Below are 19,694 nucleotides of genomic sequence, written 5' to 3' on the forward strand. Positions count from 1 at the left end.
GCCGGCGGGGGTGTCCGCCACGACGGGGCGCGAGGTGCGCACGCAACACCTGCCCCTTTGCCGCCACTCGGGATTGCCCTCGACCCGATCGGCGCAGGCCGCCCCGTCATGGCGCCACGGCGCCACAGCACTCTCGGTCGACCTCAGCCCGGCCAGCGCGCGAACTGCACCGGCAGGCCGGCCACCGGCACCCGCATCTTGAGCACGCACCCTGCCCAGGGCTGGGCGGCGAGTTCCGCCTCGCTGCGCTTTTCCCGTGCAGTGGTGACGAAGATGGTGCGCAGGTCCGCACCACCGAAGGTCGGCATCGTGGCGCAGCGCACCGGCAGCTCGACGCGAGTCAGCACCTCGCCCGACGGCGACAGGCGCAGCAGCTGCTGGCCTTCCATCATCGCGACCCAATAACCGCCCTCGACGTCGACCGCCGCGCCATCGGGCCGGCCGCCATAGGTCTCGAGCGGCTGGTCGGCGCCGCGCGGCGCGAATCGCGCGAACACCTCGCGCTCGCCAAGCTCGCCGCTGGCGGCATCGAAGGCCAGGCGGTAGATCTCGTGCGCCTTGGTGTCGGCCCAGTACATCGAGCGGCCGTCCGGGCTCCAGCCCAGGCCATTGGAAGTGGTGATGCCGTCCTTCATCGGGACGAAGACACCCTCGCGCAGGCAATAGAGCGTCGACTCGGGTTGGCGCGCGTCATCGATCGTGCCGACCCACAGGCGTCCTTGCGCGTCGGCCTTGCCGTCGTTGAAGCGCCGCTTCGAGGCGTCATACGGCGGGTCGAGCAGCTTCAGGTACTCGCCGGTGGCGGGATCGAAGCGCCACAGCCCGTTGCGCTGCGGGATCAACAGGCCGCCGCCCACCAGCGGCACGACACAGCCCGGCTCGTCGTTGAGCGCCCAGCGGGTCGGCGTCGCCGCGCCGCTGTCGAGCCGGAACAACGCCTTGCCCGGGATGTCGACGTAATAGAGACATTGCTCTAGCGGATGCCAGAACGGCGACTCGCCGAGCAGCGCCGGCGTCAGCGACGCGGGCTCGAGGCGGAAGAACTCGTCCGTGGACGTCGTGGGGTCGGCATGAGGCTGCGAGGTCATGGCGCGATGCTATGCCGGTAACCCGGCGAAACCGGAAACCGCGCGGCCGACGGGGTGGGCGCCTCGATCAGGCCAGGTCGACCTTCAGGTAATGGGCGCCGGCGATCGGATTGAAGTAGTACGGCGGAATCTCTTCGAAGCCGAGGCTCTCGTACAGGTCGCGCGCGGCCTCCATGTCGTCGAGCGTGTCCAGCAGCATGTTGGAGTAGCCGGCGCTCGTGGCGCGATCGATCAGCGCCTGCGCCATCGTGCGCCCCAGCCCGAAACGACGGAACGCGGGGCGGATGAAGAGCCGCTTCATTTCGCAGGCGTTGGCGTAGTCCGAGTCCATGAGCGGCCGGAACCCGCCACAGCCGGCGACCTGTCCGTCCACCAGCGCGAGCAGCAGCGTGCCCTGGGGCGCATCGTATTCGCCGGGGAGCGAGGCCAGTTCTTCCTCGAAGCCCTGGAAGCAGAGGTCCACGTCCAGGCTCTGCGCGTATTCGCGCAGGATCGCGCGCGCTTCTTCCCACAACGCAGGCGAATCGGGGCAGATCAGTCGTATATCAGGGGTGTCCACAGCGGGCGAGTGTAGCGAGGCCGCTCCCGCGTTCAAGCGCTCGGATTGGAGAGCGGCGTCGAGGACGACGGCGCTCAGGGGCCCGCGGCCGGACCGTGCAGGGCGAATCCCGGGCGCGCCAGCAGGCGCTCGTACCAGGCGTCGACCGCCGGCAAGCTGGCATGCGCGATGGGCGCGGCGTGCCAGCGGTGCGCGGACAAGCCGAGCACCACGTCCGCCAGGGTGAAGGTCGCGCCCAGCACGTAGGGCCCGCCCGAGCGCTCGAGCTGCCCGTCGAGCATCGTCATGTGCCGGTTCCAATGGGCGATGCCGGCCTCGATCTGCGCCGGGTCCTGATGCAGCGGGCTCTTGCGCACCAGGGCCATGAAGGCGTAACGCCAGCTGTTGTTCAGCTCGCCGCCCTGCCAGTCCATCCACATCTCGACCAGCGCGCGACGCCGCGGCTCGTCGGGCAGCAGGTCCTCGCGGCCCTCGCGGCGGGCGAGGTAGCGGCAGATGCTGTTGCTTTCCCACATCGAGAACGGCGTGCCGGCGTCAGCGCCCGGACCCGCCTGCGCATCGATGAGCACCGGCATCATCGCGTTGGGATTGAGCACGCGGAAGGCATCAGCCTTGACGTCGACGTCCTCGCGCACCAGGTCCAGGCCCAGTTCGACGCCGGTCCACAGCACCTTGCGCACGTTGATGGACGCCGCGCGTCCGAGCACGCGCAGCGCGCTCATGCCGAAGGCGCCGCGGCGGCGTCGCTGGCGAAGCCGAGCACCACGCGACGCGTCTTCGCCGACTTCTTCTCGATCTTGGTGACGACGACCGCGCCGATTTCGGCCGTGTTGGCCACATGCGTGCCGCCGCAGGGCTGCAGGTCGACGCCGTCGATCTTGAGCACGCGCACCCGGCCCGAGCCGCGCGGCGGCTGGACGCTCATGCTGCGGACCAGTCCGGGATTCGCGTCGAGTTCCTCATCGCTGATCCAGCTGTGGCTGACCGGGCGCGCCTCGGCCACCAGCCGGGCGATGCCCGCTGTCAGCGCGTCCTTGTCGAGCGCGTCGGTCATGTGGAAGTCCAAGCGCGCGTAGCCCGCCGTGATCGAGCAGCCGTCGACCGGATGCGGCACCAGCGCGCACAGCAGGTGGGTCGCGGTGTGGAAGCGCATGTGGGCGTGGCGGCGCTGCCAGTCGATGCGGGCCGTCACCGGCGTGCCGACCTCCAGGCCGGCGAGGTCCTGATCCGGCGCGGGCAGGTGCAGGATCTCGCCGCCCTCGCCCTTGCGGGTGTCGGCGATCACCAGCTCGCGTCCGCCGGGCAGCGTCAGCGTGCCGGCGTCGCCGGCCTGGCCGCCACCCTGCGGATAGAACACCGTGCGGTCGAGCAGCAGGCCGCGCTCGTCGGCGCGCAGCAGCGTCGCCTCGCACTCGCGCAACTGCGCGTCCTCACGGAACAGGTCCTGGGTGCCCATCAGGCCAGCACGTCGTCGAGATCACCCGACTGCGTCGGCGCATCGGACAAGGTGCCTTCGATCGCCTCCAGCTCGACCGTGCCTTTGGGCGTCGAGAGCTCGGCGCGCAGGCCGTCGCGCGCTTCGAAGCTCAGCAACTGGACGCCGCTTTCGGGCAGCTTGTCGGTGGGATGGGCGTCGCCCTGCCACTCGATCGGCACCGGCAGGCCTTCCTTGCGCAGCCGGCGGCCGTCCTCGCGCAGCGCGATGCGCCAGCGCAGGTCGCCGCGCCCGGCCTCGACGGCCTCGCCCGCATCGATGCCCTCGCCGGACCAGGTGGCCAGCGTCGCATCCAGGCTGGACACGCGCGCCACCCAGTGCAGCAGCGCCGTGCCCTCCTGCGCCAGGCGCTCGCGCACGGCGGGCTGGTCCAGGTCGAACCAGCGGGGCCGGCCGGGATCCGGCGCCTCGGGATCGATGGCGATGATTTCCAGATAGCAGCGGGGATACGCTGGCGGCGCGCTGATGTTGAGCAGCAGGTTGTGCGTGCCCATCAGCGCATGGCGCCCGCCGGGTTGCGGCGTGACCCCGAGGACACGTTCACACCAGGCGCGCCCCTCCTCCAGGGTGTTCGCGGCGACAACGAGATGATCGACTTCCATGCTCATGGCTTCACAACCTCACCTGACCGTGGATCAACGGCGTGACATCGCCGCCAATCCAGCAATGTCCGCCTTCGCGTGCCACATGGATCCGGCCGGCGCGCCCGAGGGCGGCGCCCTGGGCGGCCACATAGCGATCAGGCGCCAGACCGGCGCCCTGCAGCCATAGTGCCAGACCCGCGTTCAGGCTGCCCGTGACCGGGTCTTCCGGAACGCCGAGTCCGGGCACGAAGGCCCGGACCTCAAATTGCTGTGGCGAACCCGCAGGATAAGCGCCCACGACGCCCAGCTTCAGGCCGTCCATCGCGACGAAGTCCGGCTGCAGCGCCAGCACCGCCTCGGCCGAGCGCAGCCGCGCCGCCATCCACTGCGGGCCGTTGTCGACCCACACCAGGTCCAGCAGCGCCGCTTCGTCCAGGCGCAGCGCCTTCAGCGCCTGCGCGCGCAGGGTCGGCTCGACCGGCCCCTCGCGCTTGAGCGGCGGCGCCGCGAAGGCGAGCCGGCCGCCGTCGCGCCGGATGCGCACCAGCCCGATCTCGCACTGCTGGACGACCTCGCCGGGCTGCTTCGGATCGCCGCCGCTGGCCAGCCAGGCATGGGCCGCGCCCAGCGTCGGATGGCCGGCGAACGGCAGCTCGCCGCCCGGCGTGAAGATGCGGACGCGGTAGTCCGCGCCGGGATCCGTCGGCGGCAGCAGGAAGGTGGTCTCGGACAGGTTGGTCCAGCGGGCGAAGGCGGCCATGGTGGCCTCGTCCAGGCCCGCGCCGTCGACGACGACGGCCAGCGGGTTGCCCTTCAGCGCCTCGGCGGTGAAGACGTCGACCTGGACAAAACGGCGGAGTTCGGACATGAAGACCCTCGATCGAGAACGGTGAAGTCGGCCCGCCCCGCCTGACGTGCGAGTGACAGGCGGCATCGGGTGCCAGAAACAGGGGACATCGCCCCTACGCCGGCCTCAGGGGGCGGCGCGGTAGACGTCGGGACGGAGCCGCTCCATGCCGCGGTCCGGCGCCGCCAGCGGCTGGAAACCGTGGCGCGCATACAGCGCATGCGCGTCCTTGGTGAACAGCGAGAAGCGTCGCAGCCCCTGCAGCGCCGGATGCGCGACGACCCGCGCGATCAGCCAGTCGCCCAGCCCCCGCCCCTGCCAGTCCTCGAGCACGAAGACGTCGCACAGGTAGGCGAAGGTGGCGCGGTCGGTGACCACGCGGGCGTAACCCACCACCGCGCCGCACGGTCCGCGCAGCAGCAGGTTCAGCGAGCCCGCCATCGCGCGGCGCATCGTGTCGCGCGGGATGCCGGCCGCCCAGTAGGTGCGGCCGATGAAGCCGTGGATCACGTCCAGGTCGGCCTCGGTCCAGTGCTCGTCGAGCACCGGCTCGAAGGGCAGCGGCGGGCGCGCGTCGCTCATGGCGTGGTTTCGGCGGTCGTCAGCGCGAGCGCCTCGTGCAGCACGCGTCCGAGCTTGTCGACGCCCTCGGCGATCAGGTCCGGCGTCAGCGTCACGAAGGACAGGCGCAGCGTGCGCGGATCGGGCTGGTGCGCATAGAACGCGGCGCCCGGCACGTAGGCGATGCCGGCGTCGACGGCGCGCGGCAGCAGCGTCATCGCGTCCAGGCCCTCGGGCAGGCGGATCCAGAAGAACATGCCGCCCTCGGGCACCTGCCACTCGCAGCCGGGCGGCAGGCACTCGGCCAGCGCCTTGGCCATCGCGTCGCGATTGGCCTTGTAGCGGGCGCGGATCTTGGGCACGTGCTCGTCCAGGAAGCCGCCCTTGATCACCTCGTGCACCACGCGCTGGTTGAAGCCCGGCGTGTGCAGGTCGGCCGCCTGCTTGGCCTGCAGCAGCTTGGGATAGATCTCGCTGGGCGCGACGATGTAGCCCAGCCGGAAGCCCGGCGTCAGCACCTTGGAGAACGAGCCCAGGTAGATGCTGCCCTCGGGCCACAGCGAGCTCAGCGAAGCCGGCGGCGGCTGGTCGAACCAGAGGTCGCCGTAGGGGTTGTCCTCGACGATGGGCACGCCGGCCTTGCGCGCGGCCGCGACGACGGCCTCGCGGCGCTGGGCGCTCATCACGCGGCCGGTCGGGTTCTGGTAGTTCGGCAGCAGGTAGGCGAAGCGCGTGCCCGGCGCGTCGTGCGGCAGCGCCTCGATGGCCGAAGGCAGCGGGCCTTCGTCGTCGCTGGCCAGGCTGGCGAAGATCGGCTCGTAGGGCGTGAAGGCCTGCAGTGCGCCGAGGTAGGTCGGGGTCTCGACGGCCACCGGCGCGCCGGCGTCGCACAGCAGCTTGCCCACCAGATCCAGTCCCTGCTGCGAGCCGCTGGTGATCAGCACCTGGTCCGGCGAGGCCTGGATCCCCAGCGTCGCGACCTTGGCCGCGACCCACTCGCGCAGCGGCGCGAAGCCTTCGCTGGCGGCGTACTGCAGCGCCTCCTTGGCGTTGTGGGTCAGCACCCGGTCGCAGGCGGTCTTGATGGCCTCGACCGGGAAGGTGTCCGCGCTGGGCAGGCCGCCCGCCATCGACAGCACGCCAGGCTTCTCGGTGACCTTCAGGATCTCTCGGATGATGGACGGGTTCATGCGCGCGGCGCGGCGGGCTTGCGTCCAGGGACTGCGGTTCATGGGGGTTGTCTCCGGTTGAGCGGGCCAGTCTAAGGGGTCGACCAGCACAGAACCAATACACTGAGCCATACCACCGCATCATCTGTATTGGCATGGACACCAGCACAGCCAACGCCGGCATGAGCGCCAGCTCCAGCGTGAATGTCGCGCCGGTCACCCTCTCCCGCAACGCCAGCCAGCCGCTCGCGCAGCAGCTGGCGCAGCGCTTCGCGGCGCGCATCCAGCAGCGGCTGCTGCTGCCGGGCGCGCGGCTGCCGTCGGTGCGGGACTGCGCGCGGCACCACGGCGTCAGCCCGTACACCGTGGTCGCGGCCTACGACCAGCTGCTGGCCCAGGGCCTGCTCGAGGCGCGCAAGAAGCGAGGGTTTTTCGTTCGCGAAACCCGCACCCCGCCGCGCGCGCCGCTGGCGATCGAGCCCGCGCCGGCGCCGCTGCCGCCGCCGGTCGACGCCAGCGCGCTGATCCGCGGCATGTTCCAGGCCGACGCGCGGCGCTCGCCGGGCCTGGGCACCTTGCCGGCGGAGTGGCTGGACCTGGGCCTGCTGCAGTCGACGCTGCGCCGGCTCGCGGCCAATGCGGACGACGCGCTGCTGTCGGGCTACGGCGAGCCCCTCGGGGACGAGCGCCTGCGCCGCGCGCTGTCGCGGCGGCTGCTGGACATCGCGATCCAGGCGGCGCCGGACCAGATCATGAGCACCGTCGGCGCGACCCACGGGCTGGACCTGATCACCCGCGCCTTCCTCAAGCCTGGCGACGCGGTGCTGGTCGACGACCCGGGCTGGGCGATCGAGTACGCGCGGCTGTCGCAGGCCGGCATGCGGCTGCTGCCGGTGCCGCGCGGCGCGCAGGGGCCCGACATCGGCGTGATGCGCCGGCTGATCGAGGAACACCGGCCGCGGATGTACGTCACGGTGTCGGTGCTGCACAACCCGACCGGCGCGACGCTGGACCTCGCGCACGCGCATCAGGTGCTGCAGCTGGCGCACGAGCATGACCTGCTGATCGTCGAGGACGACACCTACGCGCTGTTCGCGCCCAATCACGCGCCGCGCCTGGCGGCGCTGGACCAGCTGCGCCGCACGATCTACGTCTCGGGTTTCTCGAAGATGCTGTCGCCGGCGTGGCGGGTCGGCTTCGTCGCGGTCAGCGCGGACCGCATGGCGCGGCTGACCGAGCTCAAGCTGCTGGCCTCGCTCACCACCAGCCCGCTGATGGACCGCGCGGTGGCGCTGTGCCTGGAGCAGGGCCTGCTGCGCAAGCACGCGGAACGGATCGCTTCGCGCCTGGCCACGGCCCGCCAGCGCTGCGTGCGGCTGGCCGAGGACGCGGGCTGCCGCTTCGCCGCGACGCCGGCCGGCCTGTTCGGCTGGGTCGACGTGGGCGTGGACACCGAGCGGCTCGCGCCCGCGATGATGGACCAGGGCTGGCTGATCGCGCCCGGCATCCTCTTCAGCCCGACCCGCACGCCGGGCACGCTGATGCGCATCAACTTCGCGACCTCGCAGGACCCGAAGTTCTGGCACGCCTTGGAGCGCGCCCGCGAGGCGCTCCGGCGCTGAGCCGCGATCGGCCGCCGATGACGCCACGACGGATGACCCGCGATGACGCGCCCCCGCGGCGACGCGACGAGCACCGTCAGCGGCGCTCGGGCGGCGGCGCGTTGTCCTCGCGGACCGGCGCGTATGGGCCGATGATCCGGTAGCTCTGCTGCAGCCGGCAGACCACCTCGACCGGCGTGCCCCACCAGGTGGCCGGCCGCACGCGCCAGTCCTTCATCGCCAGGTTGTTGTGGTTGATGAACGCGCGGGCTGGGCCCTCGGCGGCCGTCAGCGGCGTGACCCGTCCCTGCGCGTCGACGCGGAACTCGACGACCACGTCGCCGCTGTACGCGTTCATATGCTGCGTGGCCGGATACATGGTCTTGCTGCCGAACTCGAGGTAGGGCGGGACGTCGTAGTTGCCCTTGCAGCCGGCGAGCGGGCCGGGCTTCAGCACGTTCTCCTCGTCGTACGCGCGGCCGAACGGATTGAGCGGCTGCGTGGCGCAGGCCGCGAGCAGCGCGGACAGCAGCAACGCGGCGGCGCGCGCCGCGGATCCGGAGCGATCGATCATCTGGGGCCTCCCTGGCCGTGTTCCCTGTCGCGCGAGGCTCGCCCGACGTGGTGTGTCCTTGTCGGGCCGGATGCTAGCGGCGGCGCCTAAGATCCGCGCTCATGACCATCCCTAGCCCCTCCTCCCCCGCCGACCTGGGCGCCGCGCTCGCCCAGGCCTGGTCCGACGACACGCTGCTGGACGACACCGCCTGGTCGCTCCCCGACGAGGCCGCCGCCTACGCGGCGCAGGCCGAGCTCGCGCAGCGGCTCGACTGGCTGGCGCCGGGACGCGTGCAGTTCTGGAAGTGCGGCGGCTCGTCACGCGATGGCGCGCTGGGCAGTTCGCCGCTGCCGCCCCTTCGCGCCCGCGAGGTGCGCGGCCTGCGCAACGGCGGCGACTTCGGTGACCTGTCCTTGATCGGCGCGGAGGCCGAGATCGCGCTGCGCCTCGGGCGCGACGTGACGCCCGAGATGGCCGCGGCGCTGGTGCCCGGCCTAGCCGAGCACCTGATCGATGCGATGTGCGTCGCCGTCGAGTGGCTGGGTTCGCGCTGGCAGCGTGGCCTGGGCGCCGACAACCTGCTGCGCCTGGCCGATGCGCAGACGCATGGCGCACTGGCGCTGGGCCCCTGGCAAGCGTGGAAGCCGGGCCACGACTGGGCGAACCAGCCCTGCGAGCTGATCGTCGGCGACCAGGCGCCGATGGCGGGTACCGGCGGTCATGGCCTGAACGATCCCGCCTGGGTCGTGGCCGGATGGCTTCAAGCGGCGACGCGCACTGGCCAGACCGTGCCGGCGGGCAGTGTCGTCACGACGGGTTCCTGGCGCGTCGCCACGAAGTTGTCGAAGGGGGTGACGGTGACGGCGCGCTACGCCGGTCTCGGCGACCTCACCGTCAAGTCCTGACGCACCCCTCGGTCGCAAATCCGCCGCACGCGGTGACGTCTCGGGGCGCGGACAGGGCTTGGGGGTCCAGGAGGGAGCCCCCATGCCCTGGCAGTGCCGCGCTCGGTGCTGGCAGTCCGGGCGCCGAGTTCGTTGCCACCAGTCCGGCCGCCTCCCTCACTTCGCCTCGAGCGCTTCCCACCGCTCCATCAACGCGAGCAGTTCATCGTCGATCTCCGCCGCCCGGTTGGTGACTTCGGTGATCTTGGCGGCCCCTTGCTGGTAGAGCTCGGTGCTGTTGAGCAGCGCCTGCAGGTGCTTCTGCTCGGTCTCCAGCGCGCCGATCCGGGCGGGGATCTCGTCGAGCTCGCGCTGCTCCTTGTAGCTGAGCTTGCGCTTGGTCGCGACGACGGGCGCCGGTGCGGGGGCGGGCGCCGGAGCCGGCGCCGCGGCCGGCGCCTGGCGCGCCTTGATCTCCGCCGCGCGCTGCGACTGCTGCAGCCAGTCCTCGACGTCGCCTTCGTACTCGCGCCACTTGCCGGCGCCCTCGCTGACGATGGTCGAGGTCACGACGTTGTCCAGGAAGCGCCGATCGTGGCTGACCAGGAACACGGTGCCGTCGTACTCGGCGAGCAGTTCCTCGAGCAGCTCCAGGGTCTCGATGTCCAGGTCGTTGGTCGGTTCGTCCAGCACCAGCACGTTGGCCGGCCGCGCGAACAGCCGCGCCAGCAGCAGCCGGTTGCGCTCCCCGCCGGACAGGCTGGAGACCGGCGAGTCCGCGCGCGCCGGCGAGAACAGGAAGTCGCCCAGGTAGCTCTTGACGTGCTTGCGCTGGTTGCCGATCTCGATCCACTCGCTGCCCGGGCTGATGGTGTCGGCCAGCGTGGCGTTGAGGTTGAGCGCGTCGCGCATCTGGTCGAAGTAGGCGACCGTCATCTTGGTGCCCAGGCGCACGGTGCCGCTGTCGGGCGGCAGCTCGCCCAGGATCATCTTCAGCAGCGTGGTCTTGCCCGCGCCGTTGGGGCCGATCAGGCCGACCTTGTCGCCGCGCAGGATGGTGCCGGTGAAGCCGTCGACGATCAGGCGGTCGCCGAAGCGCTTGGAGACGTTTTCCAGCTCCGCGACGATCTTGCCGCTGGACTCGCCGGTGGCCACGTCCAGCCGCACCTTGCCCTGCACGTCGCGGCGCGCGTGGCGCTCGGCGCGCATTTCATGCAGGCGCTGCACGCGCGCGACGCTGCGGGTGCGGCGGGCCTCGACGCCCTTGCGGATCCAGACCTCCTCCTGCGCCAGCAGCTTGTCGAAGCGCGCGTTGGCCAGCGCCTCGTTCTCCAGCTCATAGGCCTTGGCGGCCTGGAAGGCGGCGAAGTTGCCGGGGTAGCCGCGCAGCTGACCGCGGTCGAGCTCGACGATGCGGTTGGCCACGTTGTCCAGGAAGGCGCGATCGTGGGTGATCAGCAGCAGCGAGCCCTTGAAGCCATTGAGCAGCTCCTCCAGCCAGCGGATCGCGTCCAGGTCCAGGTGGTTGGTGGGCTCGTCCAGCAGCAGCACGTCGGGCTGCGCGACCAGCGCGCGGGCCAGCGCGACCCGCTTCTTCAGGCCGCCCGACAGCTCGCCGACCCGGCGTTCGCCGTCCAGGTCCAGGCGGTGCAGCGTCTCGTCGACGCGCTGTTCCCAGTTCCAGGCGCCGATCTGCTCGATGCGCTCCTGGACCCAGCCGAGGTCGTCGTTCTCGTCATGCGCCTCGTAGCGGGCGCGCAGCGCCTTGGCCTCGGCCACGCCTTCGCTGACGACGTCGAAGATGGTGGCTTCGGGGCGCAGCTCGGGTTCCTGCGGCACGTAGACGCTGGTCAGGCCCTTCTCGAGCTGCAGCAGACCGTCGTCGAGCTTCTCGAGGCCGGCAAGGACCTTCAGCATCGAGGATTTTCCGGTGCCGTTGCGGCCGATCAGGCCGACGCGGTCGCCGGTTTCGAGGGAGAAATTCGCGCCGTCGAGCAGCGGCACATGGCCGAAGGCGAGGTGGGCGTTGGAGAGGGAAAGGACAGCCATCGGGGGATTGTCCTCGATGGGCGGGGACGCCCCCTCACCCCGGCCCTCTCCCCCTCCCGGGGGCGAGGGAGTCACACCCGGGCGCTGCGGCGGTCAGACCCAGACGCGGTAGGCCCAGAAGGCCTCCTCCTCGGCGACGCGGCGGCGCAGTTCCTCGGGGCTGAAGCCGCTCAGGCGCCGGGTCTCGCGGCACAGGTGCGCCTGGTCGGCGTAGCCGTGGTCCTGGGCCAGGGCGCTCCAGATCACGGCGTCGTCGTCCTGGTCGAGCCGGCGCACCTCGTGGAAGGCCGCCTCGGCGCGGCTGACCAGCCGCAGCGCGCGCAGGCTCTGGCCGCTCCACTGCTTGATGCGACGCTCGGCCTGGCGGACGCTGCGCCCGTGCCCCGCCGCGATCGCGCGCAGGGCCAGGCGCTGCATCCAGCCGGCGTAACCGCGCGGCGTCGGATCGTCGGCTAGCACCGCCGCGCGTACCGTCCGCCAGCGCGGCAGCAGGAAGGCCTCGAGCGTGCGACGCGCCGTCGCTTCGTCGCCGGCGTCGCGCATCGCCGCGTCGAGCGCGCGCCAGGCCGGATCGTCGATGACCGACAGCGGCACCATGCGGTCCTTCAGCGCGCCGATGTCCAGGCCGGTCATCGCCTGCAGAGCCTCCGGCCGGATCGCGACCATGAAGGCCCGGCCGTCCGGTGTCGACTGGAAGCGCCGCGGCCCGCTGCGCGGTCCGCCAAGCACGCCGGCCGGCAGCCAGTCGCCAGGCTCGCCGCCAAGGCCCAGCTCACGCACGCGGCCGCTGAGCGTCCAGCTCAGACCGCACAGCGGCGTGGCGGGGAACCAGCTCTGGCACTGCGCCTCGGTGAGCGCGGGCGCCGATGGGTCCGTCACCTCTCCGGCGAGGTCGCGCCACAGGTAGGCATACACGCAGCCTTCCAGCGCGCGCGAAGGGATGCGCAGGCGGGCGATGGTGCCGGGGTGGAGGGAGGCGTCCATGGCGCCGCAGTCTAGGCGCGTCGCGTCCCCGGCGATGGTGCTCACTCGAAGCCCCTGTCATGTCGCTTCGATTCAAGACGAGGCGCCGGGTCGCCGCCACGATGCCCTCCCATGAGCCATGTCCTGCCGATCCCCGTTCCCATTCCTGGTCCTCCCACCCGCTGGGGCGGGTTGCCCGAGGTCCTCGCGCTGCGCCGTGACTACCTGGGCCATCTCCGCCACCTGCAGCGACGTTATGGCGACGTGGTCCACCAGCGGCTGCTCGGCCTGGACGACTTCTGCTTCTTCCATCCCGACCACGTGCGCGAGCTGCTGATCACCGGCCACGACGGGCTGATCCGCTGGGAGCGCGCGACCGCGGTCTTCGCGGATGCGCACGGCCATAGCGTGCTGGTGGCCGAGGGGCCCGCGTGGCAGCGCCAGCGCAAGCTGCTGCAGCCGGGCTTCTCGCCGCAGCGGGTGACCGGCTTCGTGCCGCTGATGGTCGAGGCCGCGCTGCGCGCGCTGGAACGCCTGCCCGACGCGGCCATCGGCTCGAACGGCGGCTCGAACGGCAGCTCGGCCGGCGGCTCGGGCGAGGCCCGGGCCGTGACGCTCGACTTCGAGTCGCTCATGACGCTGCTCACGATGGACGTGATCCTGCGGACGCTGTTCTCCGCCGGCGAGGGCGACGCGACGGTGGCCGAGGCGGCCTGGGCCGTGCACGAGCTCGGCAAGGTCGCGATGGGCGAGATGTACGTGCCGGTCAGCGCGCCGCTGTGGGCGCCCTGGAAGCGGGGCAAGCGCCGCGCGCTGCGATCGCTGGACGGGCTGATCCGCGGTCACCTCGCGATGCGGCGCGAGCATGCCCGCCAGGGCGCGCCGGCGCCGGACGACCTGCTGGCCATGCTGATGGCGCTGCGCGACGAGCACGGCGCGCCACTCGACGACACCGCCCTGCGCGACGAATGCATGACGACCTTCCTGGCCGGCCACGAGACCAGCGCCGCCGCGCTGACCTGGTGGGGCTGGTGCATGGCCGCCCACCCCGACGCCCAGCGGCGCGCGGCCGACGAGGTGGACGCGGTGCTCGGCGGTCGTGAGCCCGGGGCGGCGGACCTGACGCGGCTGCCCTGGCTGAGCCTGTGCATCAAGGAGACGCTGCGGCTGTTCCCGCCGGCGCCGGCGCTGTTCTCGCGCCGGACCACGCAGCCGCTGGACATCGCCGGCCTGCGGCTGCCGCGCGGGGCGATGCTGCGCCTGACACCCGGCCTGATCCAGCGCGACCCGCGCTGGTTCGACGAGCCGGAATCCTTCCGCCCGGAGCGCTTCGATCCGGCGGCCGGCCATCGCGAGATCCCGCGCGGCGCCTGGATGCCCTTCGGCGCCGGGCCCCGGGTGTGCCTGGGCAGCCACTTCGCGCTGATGGAGATCACGCTGATCGCCGCGATGGTGCTGCAACGGTATCGCCTCGCGCCCGAGCCCGGAGCGCCCGCGCCCGAGCCGGTGCTCAACATCACGCTGCGCCCGGCCACGCCCCTTCGCCTGCGGCTGCTGCCGCGCTGAATCTTTTATTCGTGGACGACCGCCGGTCGGGCCCGTAGCGTGGCGGCCTCGACCGGGGCTTTGCTGTGGGCCCTGGTAGCGGCCTTCGGCGCCTACGCGGTCGCCGAGGTCGGCCTGCTCGCGCTGGCGCTGTCGGCGCTGTCGGCGCTGGCGATCCCGCTGGCGCTCTTCGCCTGGCGGCGGCTCGCTCAGTCGTCGGAAGAGAAGCCGGACGCCTGCACGATCGGCCCCCACTGCGCGCGCTCGGCCGCCAGCCGCCGCGCGTAGTCCGCCGGCGCCATCGCCAGCGGCTCGAACCCCAGCTTGGCCAGGCCGTCCACGACCTGCTTCTCGCGCAGCGCGACCCGGATCAGGTCGAAGACCTTGTCGACGACGGCGGCCGGCGTCTTCGACGGCAGGAAGATCCCGTAGCTTTCCAAGCCGACGATGCCCTTGAAGCCCTGTTCGGCGAAGGTCGGCACCTCGGGGGTGAAGCGCGAGCGCTCATGGTCGGTCACGCCCAGGATGCGCAGCCGGCCGCTGGCCAGGTGGGGCAGGAAGTCGCCGAGGATGAAGCAGCCCGAGGCGATCTGGCCGCCCATCAGGTCCTGCAGCCCGGGCGCCGCGCCCCGGTACGGCACGTGGGCGAGCGTGATGCCGGCGGCGCGTTTGAACTGGTCGCCGAGGAAGTGCGGCATCGCGCCGGCGGCGGGCGAGGCGTAGGACGACTGCTCCGGATGCGCCTTGGCCCAGGCGACGAAGTCGCCGAGCGTCTTTACCGACGACGGCACCATCGGTCCGACGCCGAAGCCGCAGGTCGCGTTGCAGATCGGCGAGACCGCGATCGCGTCGCTCTCCGCCTTGTAGGCCAGCTTGCGATAGACATGCGGATAGATGGTGAACATCGAGGACGGGCTCAGCAGCATCGTGCCGCCGTCCGCCGGCGCGTCCTTGAGCGCAGCCACCGCCAGGCGTCCGCCCGCGCCGACGCGCTGTTCGACCAGCACCGCCTCGGCCAGCCGGCCGCGCCAGGCCTCGGAGAGCCGGCGCGCGATCACGTCGGTGGAGCCGCCGGCGGGGAAGCCGACTAGGATGCGCGGCATCGCCGCGGTCTGCGCGCGCAGCGGTCCGGCCAGCCCGGCCAACGCGGCGCCGAGCAGCAGGCCGGCATCGCGGCGGGTGAGCAGTCGTTCAGGGTCGTTCATCGCTTGTCTCCGTCGTCGTTGTTGTTGGCCGCCGCCATCGCGGCCAGCCGCTCGAGGTCCACCTTCAGCGGCGCGGCGCGGTCGCCCAGGCCGCGCATCAGGCGCTCGTCGTGCGCGCGCACGCGGCGCTCGATCTCCGCCAGCTTGCGCTTGCCGGCCGCCGTCAGGAACAGCCCCCAACTGCGGGCGTCCTCGGCATCGTCCTGGCGTTCCACCCAGCCGCGGGCGGTCAGCCAGTCGGTCAGGCGCAGCGCGCCGCTGCGGTGCAGGCCCATCGCCTGCGCCAGCAGTCCCTGCCGCATGCCCGGGTTCCGGCCCACGAGCACCAGCGCCGCGAAGCGCGGCGGACTCACGTCCAGGCCGGCGGTGGCGCGGTAGAAGTCCACGTACAAAGCGATCTGCGCCCGGCGCAGCGCATAGCCGAGCAGCTCGTCGAGCACCCCGTAGTCCAGCCCGGGAACGGGCAGCAGCGGGCCGCCAGGCGGCTCGGCGACGGTCTTGGGCGAGCGGGTACGACTCATGGCAATGAGCTTAGATACTGTTGCATAGCGCAACTATCTCGCTTACCCTGACCCGATCGATTCCCCTGGAGCCCGGAGAGCCCATGGCCTTCGACATCCTGATCGCCGGCGGCGGCATCGGCGGACTGGCCGCCGCTCTGGCGCTGCAACGCGACGGCCACCGCGTGACGGTCTGCGAAGCCGCTGCCGAACTCAAGCCGCTGGGCGTCGATGGCGGTGCCGACTTCGGCGCTGGTCTTCGCCAACCGTCACGGGCAGACGATCTACGAGGATGTGCGCGGCCCGGCCGGCGGCTACAGCCATCCGCAGTTCAGCGTGCACCGCGGCGAGTTGCAGCAGCTGATGTGGCGCGGCACCTCGCTGGCACGCCCGTTCCTGGACGGCCGGACGATGGTGCAGGCGGGGCATCGGCGCGCGAAGTTCGTCGTTTATCCGATCGCGCCGCCGCGGCCGGACGGGCTGCAGCTGATCAACTGGATCTGCGACCGCCGGCTGCGCGAGGACGGCCTGGGCGGCGGCCTGACGGCGCCGGGGCGCGAGGACTGGAACAAGCCGGGCTCGATCGACGACCTCATGCCGACCTTCGGCGGCTGGCGCTTCCCGTGGCTGGACGTGCCCGGCGTGATCCGGGGCGCGACGCAGCTGCTGGAGTGGCCGATGGTCGACCGCGATCCGCTGCCGCGCTGGCGGCATGGGCGCATCACGCTGCTGGGCGACGCGGCGCATCCGATGTACCCGATCGGCTCGAATGGCGCGACGCAGGCGATCCTCGATGCCGCGGCGATCGCCAGGGCGCTGCGCGAGGAGCGGCGCGTGGAGACGGCGCTCGCGAACTACGAGGCCGAGCGCCGGCCGATGTGCGCGCGCATCGTCGAACTCAATCGGCAGGAGGGGCTGGACTACATCCTCGACATGGTCGAGGAACGGGCGCCGGACGGCTTCGCGCGGCTCGAGGACGTGATCGATCGCGCGGAAGTCGACGCCTTCGTCAAGCGCTACAAGGCGGTGGCGGGGCATCGGCAGGCGGCGATGGGGGATACCGCGCTGCCCCTCGCCCCGCTAGCGCGCGGAACCAGCCCCTTCGTTCCAGTCACCCAAGCGCCCTCCATCGGGGACGAGGGCCGGATTTCATGCTGATCGAGGTGGCAGACGCCGAACAGCGGCTTCCGAAGAATCGCCAGCTTTCCTCACGCAGTTGCAGGAGTGGCGAATGTCCTACCTCCATGTCGAGCAGCCGATGACCTCGGACGAGTTCCTTCAATGGCAAGCGCTGCAGGAAGAGGCCCATGAACTCATCGATGGCCACCCTCGTCCGCTGCCGCCGCGCGATTCCGCCTTCTTCCGCCTGCTGGTCAATCTGACTTCGGTGATCCAGGCGGCGTCGGGCGAGGAGTCACCTTGGGCCGCCTGCCTGGGCGCTGAACCCGTGATCGCCACCCGTCTCGATGTGGTCCGGCCGGACGTGTTCTTCGCTCGATCCGACGAGTGCCTCTCTCCGGCGTTCGCCTGTACCTTTCCCTCCGCGACGCCCGGCATCGCCGACGCCATGCGTCTGGGCGCCTTACGGCGCATCAACACCATGCAGGAGCTGTTGATCGTCGACCGTGGCACCCGAAGGGTCAGCGTGGAGCGGCGAAACGCGTCAGGCGGATGGACCGCGACCCACCACGAGGCGGGCGGCGAGGTGCGCCTCGATTTCCAAGGGATCGCCTTCCCCGTGGCCGCCGTGTTCGCCGGCCTTGACCAGCCAGATGTCAGGCTCACCCTCGAGGAGTTCTGCGCATGGGAAGACCTTCAGCGACGCAGGCACGAGTTCTTCCACGGTCAGATCCTGGCGATGACCGGCGCTCGCCTCGACCACGGCACGGCGTGCATGAATCTCGCCGCGAGCCTGCATCAGCATCTGCGAGGCAGCCCTTGCCGCGTCTTCTCGGAGAACGCGGCGGTGCTGAATCCCATCGGCACCTATTTCTATCCTGACGTCGTCGTCACCTGCGAGCGGATCAGCGGGCATCAGCGGTGGATGCTGGCGCCCATCCTTGTCATCGAGGTGCTGTCGGTCTCGACGCAGCGCTTCGATCGGACCGAGAAGGCGCAGGCCTACTTCCGGATTCCTTCCTTGCGGGAGTACGTGCTGGTCGACCATGTCCGCCGCCGCATCGATCTTCACCGCCGGGAATCCGATGGCCGGTGGTCGCGCCATCCGTCCATCGGCGATGCGCCGCTTCACTTGGAATCCCTGGACCTCACCATTCCCGCCGAGGTCATCTACGAACGTATCGCGGCGAGCAATCAAGCCGCCGCGTAGCCCGTCCTCAACCACCTCGCCCAATCTTCACGCCCATTGCGGACCGCGATCCGCGCAGCGGCTTCGTGGTCATACGGCACGCTGATCGACGTCACCCGCCATCCCTGCACCGTCTTCTCCACGATGGCATAGCGCGCATCCGGCGATCCCATCTCCGCGACGTGCGGCTCGGGGTGATCGTCATCCCAGGCCTGCAAGCCCACGCTCCCCGGATTCACCAGCCATTGCCCGCGCGCACTGCGCAGCACCCGGGGAATGTGCGTATGGCCGCAACAGACCAGCTCGGATCGCTCCTCGGCGAGGCGCTCGGTGACCTCTTCCGCCGACGCGAGCACCAGGCGCTCGCCGACCTGCGAGTCGAGGAAGTACTCGATGTCCCGGCGCGGCGTGCCGTGGCACAGGAACACCTCGTCGTTGAGCCGCAGCGTCGCCGGCAGCGCGCGCAGCCAGTCGAGTTCCGCCTCGCCCAGGCACTCCCGAGCGAAACGGTCCGAGGCACCGCCCGGCTTCGCCGCCGTGATCGCCAGCAGCTGCCGCTCATGGTTCCCGGCGATCGTCGGCCAGTCCTGGGCCATCAGGTAGCGCGCCGTCTCCAGCGGCAGCAGCGGACCGGACAGGATGTCCCCGAGATTGACGATCGTGTCCACGCCGCGCGGGCGCAGGTCGGCCACGACGGCCTCCAGCGCGGGCAGGTTGCCGTGGATGTCGGACAGCAGGGCGATACGCATTGGACTCTCCGGTGCTCTCGTTCATCCGCCAGCGACCGGCGAGCAACCGGGCGCCGGGCGCCACACGCGGCGGCAAACGCAAACGCGCACTCCAGACACCAGGGCGCCCGGACATCCGAGCACCCGATCGGCGCCGGGCCCGCAAGGACGCGTCATCGGTGACGGCGATCAGCCTCTGAACTGCAGGGCGTGATGCGCCAGATGATCGTCGATCACCGACGCGATGAAGTAGTACCCGTGGTCATACCCGTCGTGCCGGCGCAGCGTCAGCGGCTGCCCAATCGCCGCACACGCGGATTCGAGCGCCTCCGGGAACAACTGCTCGACCAGGAATCGGTCCGCCAGCCCCTGGTCGACCAGCAGGCCGCCCGGGTACGGCACGCGCGCCTGCGCTTGCATCAGCGCGCTCGCATCGTGCGCGGGCCACGCGTCGCGGTCATCGCCAAGGTAACCGGTGAAGGCCTTCTCGCCCCACGGGCAACGGCTCGGCGCCGCGATCGGCGCGATCGCCGACACCGACGCGAACGCGCCCGGATGCCGCAGCGCCAGCGTCAGCGCCCCATGCCCGCCCATCGAATGGCCGGCGATCCCGGTCCGCGCCGCGTCCACGCCCAACTCGGCCTGCACCTGCGGGATGAGCTCCTTCATCAGGTAGCTTTCCATGCGCCAGTGCGTCGCCCACGGCGCCTGTGTCGCATCGAGGTAAAAGCCCGCGGCGATGCCGAAGTCCCAGGACGCGCTCGCCCCCGGCAGCGCGCTGACGGTCTCGCCGCGCGGGCTGGTGTCCGGCATCAGCAGCGCCAGGCCCAGCGCAGCAGCCTGGCGCTGGGCGCCGGCCTTCATGGTGAAGGTCTCCTCGGTGCAGGTCAGCCCCGCGAGGAACACCAGCAGCCCCTTCGCCGCCCGCGCCCCGCCCGGCGGCAGGTACAGCGCGAAGCGCATCGGCAGGCCGATCTCGACCGAATCGTGGCGGTGGAAACGCTGCACGCCGCCGAAGCTGGCGTGCTCGCTGAGCAATTCAAAAGTCATGG

20 protein-coding genes and 1 pseudogene are annotated in these 19,694 nt (G+C 71.3%); 6 read left to right on the top strand and 15 right to left on the bottom strand.

Annotation, left to right across the window (positions count from 1 at the left end):
* Positions 1–143 precede the first annotated feature (143 nt).
* From ACTJKJ_RS18340 to ACTJKJ_RS18375, 8 genes are all read right to left on the bottom strand, one after another.
* Complete coding sequence (locus ACTJKJ_RS18340) at positions 144–1,088, bottom strand: SMP-30/gluconolactonase/LRE family protein (protein ID WP_297380300.1); 945 nt, start codon at positions 1,086–1,088, stop codon at positions 144–146.
* A gap of 67 nt (positions 1,089–1,155) precedes the next feature.
* A complete protein-coding gene (locus tag ACTJKJ_RS18345) occupies positions 1,156–1,647 on the bottom strand; it encodes a GNAT family N-acetyltransferase (RefSeq protein ID WP_091728426.1) in 492 nt (163 codons plus the stop codon).
* A 74-nt stretch (positions 1,648–1,721) separates the two neighbouring features.
* Positions 1,722–2,369 (bottom strand): glutathione S-transferase C-terminal domain-containing protein, encoded by a 648-nt coding sequence (locus ACTJKJ_RS18350; RefSeq protein ID WP_440821304.1) that lies wholly within the window; start codon positions 2,367–2,369, stop codon positions 1,722–1,724.
* Positions 2,366–3,103, bottom strand: a complete 738-nt coding sequence (locus ACTJKJ_RS18355; protein ID WP_440821305.1) for an alanyl-tRNA editing protein — start codon at positions 3,101–3,103, stop codon at positions 2,366–2,368. Before ACTJKJ_RS18355 ends, ACTJKJ_RS18350 begins: the two co-directional genes overlap by 4 nt.
* On the bottom strand, positions 3,103–3,744 hold the full coding sequence (locus ACTJKJ_RS18360; protein WP_440821306.1) for a VOC family protein: 642 nt from the start codon (positions 3,742–3,744) through the stop codon (positions 3,103–3,105). Before ACTJKJ_RS18360 ends, ACTJKJ_RS18355 begins: the two co-directional genes overlap by 1 nt.
* Positions 3,745–3,754: 10 nt before the next feature.
* Positions 3,755–4,594, bottom strand: coding sequence for a PhzF family phenazine biosynthesis protein (locus ACTJKJ_RS18365; RefSeq protein ID WP_440821307.1), 840 nt, complete (start codon positions 4,592–4,594; stop codon positions 3,755–3,757).
* 105 nt (positions 4,595–4,699) lie between these two features.
* Positions 4,700–5,155, bottom strand: a complete 456-nt coding sequence (locus tag ACTJKJ_RS18370) for a GNAT family N-acetyltransferase (RefSeq protein WP_440821308.1) — start codon at positions 5,153–5,155, stop codon at positions 4,700–4,702.
* The gene (locus ACTJKJ_RS18375) at positions 5,152–6,366 is read right to left on the bottom strand and encodes an aminotransferase-like domain-containing protein (protein WP_297380288.1); all 1,215 of its coding nucleotides are present in this window, start codon (positions 6,364–6,366) and stop codon (positions 5,152–5,154) included. Before ACTJKJ_RS18375 ends, ACTJKJ_RS18370 begins: the two co-directional genes overlap by 4 nt.
* A 119-nt stretch (positions 6,367–6,485) precedes the next feature.
* Between ACTJKJ_RS18375 and ACTJKJ_RS18380 the strand changes: the two genes are divergently transcribed.
* Positions 6,486–7,925: a PLP-dependent aminotransferase family protein gene (locus tag ACTJKJ_RS18380; protein WP_440821329.1), complete on the top strand. Its 1,440-nt coding sequence runs from the start codon at positions 6,486–6,488 to the stop codon at positions 7,923–7,925.
* Positions 7,926–8,001: 76 nt separating this feature from the next.
* Here the strand turns inward: ACTJKJ_RS18380 and ACTJKJ_RS18385 are convergent, their stop codons facing one another.
* Positions 8,002–8,478, bottom strand: a complete 477-nt coding sequence (locus tag ACTJKJ_RS18385; RefSeq protein ID WP_440821309.1) for an energy transducer TonB family protein — start codon at positions 8,476–8,478, stop codon at positions 8,002–8,004.
* A 101-nt stretch (positions 8,479–8,579) separates the two neighbouring features.
* Between ACTJKJ_RS18385 and ACTJKJ_RS18390 the strand changes: the two genes are divergently transcribed.
* Positions 8,580–9,365: a fumarylacetoacetate hydrolase family protein gene (locus ACTJKJ_RS18390; RefSeq protein ID WP_297380283.1), complete on the top strand. Its 786-nt coding sequence runs from the start codon at positions 8,580–8,582 to the stop codon at positions 9,363–9,365.
* A gap of 156 nt (positions 9,366–9,521) precedes the next feature.
* Here ACTJKJ_RS18390 and ACTJKJ_RS18395 read toward each other — a convergent pair whose 3' ends face one another.
* Together ACTJKJ_RS18395 and ACTJKJ_RS18400 are read right to left on the bottom strand one after the other, a co-directional pair.
* A complete protein-coding gene (locus ACTJKJ_RS18395) occupies positions 9,522–11,393 on the bottom strand; it encodes an ATP-binding cassette domain-containing protein (protein WP_297380280.1) in 1,872 nt (623 codons plus the stop codon).
* 93 nt (positions 11,394–11,486) lie between these two features.
* Positions 11,487–12,377 carry a helix-turn-helix domain-containing protein gene (locus ACTJKJ_RS18400; RefSeq protein WP_297380278.1) on the bottom strand — a complete coding sequence of 297 codons (891 nt, stop codon included), beginning with the start codon at positions 12,375–12,377 and terminating at the stop codon, positions 11,487–11,489.
* Between the two features lie 111 nt (positions 12,378–12,488).
* On the opposite strand from ACTJKJ_RS18400, the gene ACTJKJ_RS18405 reads away from it, so the two are divergent.
* Complete coding sequence (locus ACTJKJ_RS18405; RefSeq protein ID WP_297380275.1) at positions 12,489–13,922, top strand: cytochrome P450; 1,434 nt, start codon at positions 12,489–12,491, stop codon at positions 13,920–13,922.
* A 39-nt stretch (positions 13,923–13,961) separates the two neighbouring features.
* Positions 13,962–14,189, top strand: coding sequence for a hypothetical protein (locus tag ACTJKJ_RS18410; protein WP_297380272.1), 228 nt, complete (start codon positions 13,962–13,964; stop codon positions 14,187–14,189).
* Here ACTJKJ_RS18410 and ACTJKJ_RS18415 read toward each other — a convergent pair.
* A complete protein-coding gene (locus ACTJKJ_RS18415) occupies positions 14,111–15,106 on the bottom strand; it encodes a Bug family tripartite tricarboxylate transporter substrate binding protein (RefSeq protein WP_297380269.1) in 996 nt (331 codons plus the stop codon). The genes ACTJKJ_RS18410 and ACTJKJ_RS18415 overlap by 79 nt on opposite strands.
* Positions 15,103–15,627 (bottom strand): MarR family winged helix-turn-helix transcriptional regulator, encoded by a 525-nt coding sequence (locus ACTJKJ_RS18420; protein WP_297380266.1) that lies wholly within the window; start codon positions 15,625–15,627, stop codon positions 15,103–15,105. Before ACTJKJ_RS18420 ends, ACTJKJ_RS18415 begins: the two co-directional genes overlap by 4 nt.
* A gap of 83 nt (positions 15,628–15,710) precedes the next feature.
* Here ACTJKJ_RS18420 and ACTJKJ_RS18425 point away from each other — a divergent pair.
* Both ACTJKJ_RS18425 and ACTJKJ_RS18430 read left to right on the top strand, forming a co-directional pair.
* A pseudogene (locus tag ACTJKJ_RS18425) lies at positions 15,711–16,671 on the top strand (FAD-dependent monooxygenase); the annotation flags it as partial.
* Positions 16,672–16,837: 166 nt separating this feature from the next.
* Complete coding sequence (locus ACTJKJ_RS18430; protein ID WP_297380264.1) at positions 16,838–17,935, top strand: Uma2 family endonuclease; 1,098 nt, start codon at positions 16,838–16,840, stop codon at positions 17,933–17,935.
* Here the strand turns inward: ACTJKJ_RS18430 and ACTJKJ_RS18435 are convergent.
* Positions 17,920–18,663, bottom strand: a complete 744-nt coding sequence (locus ACTJKJ_RS18435; RefSeq protein ID WP_297380260.1) for a metallophosphoesterase family protein — start codon at positions 18,661–18,663, stop codon at positions 17,920–17,922. The genes ACTJKJ_RS18430 and ACTJKJ_RS18435 overlap by 16 nt on opposite strands.
* Positions 18,664–18,831: 168 nt before the next feature.
* The gene (gene fghA, locus ACTJKJ_RS18440) at positions 18,832–19,692 is read right to left on the bottom strand and encodes an S-formylglutathione hydrolase (RefSeq protein ID WP_297380256.1); all 861 of its coding nucleotides are present in this window, start codon (positions 19,690–19,692) and stop codon (positions 18,832–18,834) included.
* Positions 19,693–19,694: the final 2 nt, after the last annotated feature.

Origin of the sequence: Roseateles sp. 22389, from assembly GCF_052044995.1 — a bacterium.
GTDB lineage: Bacteria > Pseudomonadota > Gammaproteobacteria > Burkholderiales > Burkholderiaceae_C > Roseateles.

Excerpts from the sequence above, each read along its gene's own strand:
- ACTJKJ_RS18390 (WP_297380283.1), top strand. The coding sequence starts at position 8,580 with ATGACCATCCCTAGCCCCTCCTCCCCCGCCGACCTGGGCGCCGCGCTC.
- ACTJKJ_RS18355 (WP_440821305.1), bottom strand. The coding sequence starts at position 3,103 with ATGGGCACCCAGGACCTGTTCCGTGAGGACGCGCAGTTGCGCGAGTGC.
- ACTJKJ_RS18365 (WP_440821307.1), bottom strand. The coding sequence starts at position 4,594 with ATGTCCGAACTCCGCCGTTTTGTCCAGGTCGACGTCTTCACCGCCGAG.
- ACTJKJ_RS18340 (WP_297380300.1), bottom strand. The coding sequence starts at position 1,088 with ATGACCTCGCAGCCTCATGCCGACCCCACGACGTCCACGGACGAGTTC.
- fghA (WP_297380256.1), bottom strand. The coding sequence starts at position 19,692 with ATGACTTTTGAATTGCTCAGCGAGCACGCCAGCTTCGGCGGCGTGCAG.
- ACTJKJ_RS18370 (WP_440821308.1), bottom strand. The coding sequence starts at position 5,155 with ATGAGCGACGCGCGCCCGCCGCTGCCCTTCGAGCCGGTGCTCGACGAG.
- ACTJKJ_RS18435 (WP_297380260.1), bottom strand. The coding sequence starts at position 18,663 with ATGCGTATCGCCCTGCTGTCCGACATCCACGGCAACCTGCCCGCGCTG.
- ACTJKJ_RS18380 (WP_440821329.1), top strand. The coding sequence starts at position 6,486 with ATGAGCGCCAGCTCCAGCGTGAATGTCGCGCCGGTCACCCTCTCCCGC.
- ACTJKJ_RS18385 (WP_440821309.1), bottom strand. The coding sequence starts at position 8,478 with ATGATCGATCGCTCCGGATCCGCGGCGCGCGCCGCCGCGTTGCTGCTG.
- ACTJKJ_RS18350 (WP_440821304.1), bottom strand. The coding sequence starts at position 2,369 with ATGAGCGCGCTGCGCGTGCTCGGACGCGCGGCGTCCATCAACGTGCGC.
- ACTJKJ_RS18395 (WP_297380280.1), bottom strand. The coding sequence starts at position 11,393 with ATGGCTGTCCTTTCCCTCTCCAACGCCCACCTCGCCTTCGGCCATGTG.
- ACTJKJ_RS18400 (WP_297380278.1), bottom strand. The coding sequence starts at position 12,377 with ATGGACGCCTCCCTCCACCCCGGCACCATCGCCCGCCTGCGCATCCCT.
- ACTJKJ_RS18375 (WP_297380288.1), bottom strand. The coding sequence starts at position 6,366 with ATGAACCGCAGTCCCTGGACGCAAGCCCGCCGCGCCGCGCGCATGAAC.
- ACTJKJ_RS18415 (WP_297380269.1), bottom strand. The coding sequence starts at position 15,106 with ATGAACGACCCTGAACGACTGCTCACCCGCCGCGATGCCGGCCTGCTG.
- ACTJKJ_RS18430 (WP_297380264.1), top strand. The coding sequence starts at position 16,838 with ATGTCCTACCTCCATGTCGAGCAGCCGATGACCTCGGACGAGTTCCTT.
- ACTJKJ_RS18360 (WP_440821306.1), bottom strand. The coding sequence starts at position 3,744 with ATGGAAGTCGATCATCTCGTTGTCGCCGCGAACACCCTGGAGGAGGGG.
- ACTJKJ_RS18420 (WP_297380266.1), bottom strand. The coding sequence starts at position 15,627 with ATGAGTCGTACCCGCTCGCCCAAGACCGTCGCCGAGCCGCCTGGCGGC.
- ACTJKJ_RS18405 (WP_297380275.1), top strand. The coding sequence starts at position 12,489 with ATGAGCCATGTCCTGCCGATCCCCGTTCCCATTCCTGGTCCTCCCACC.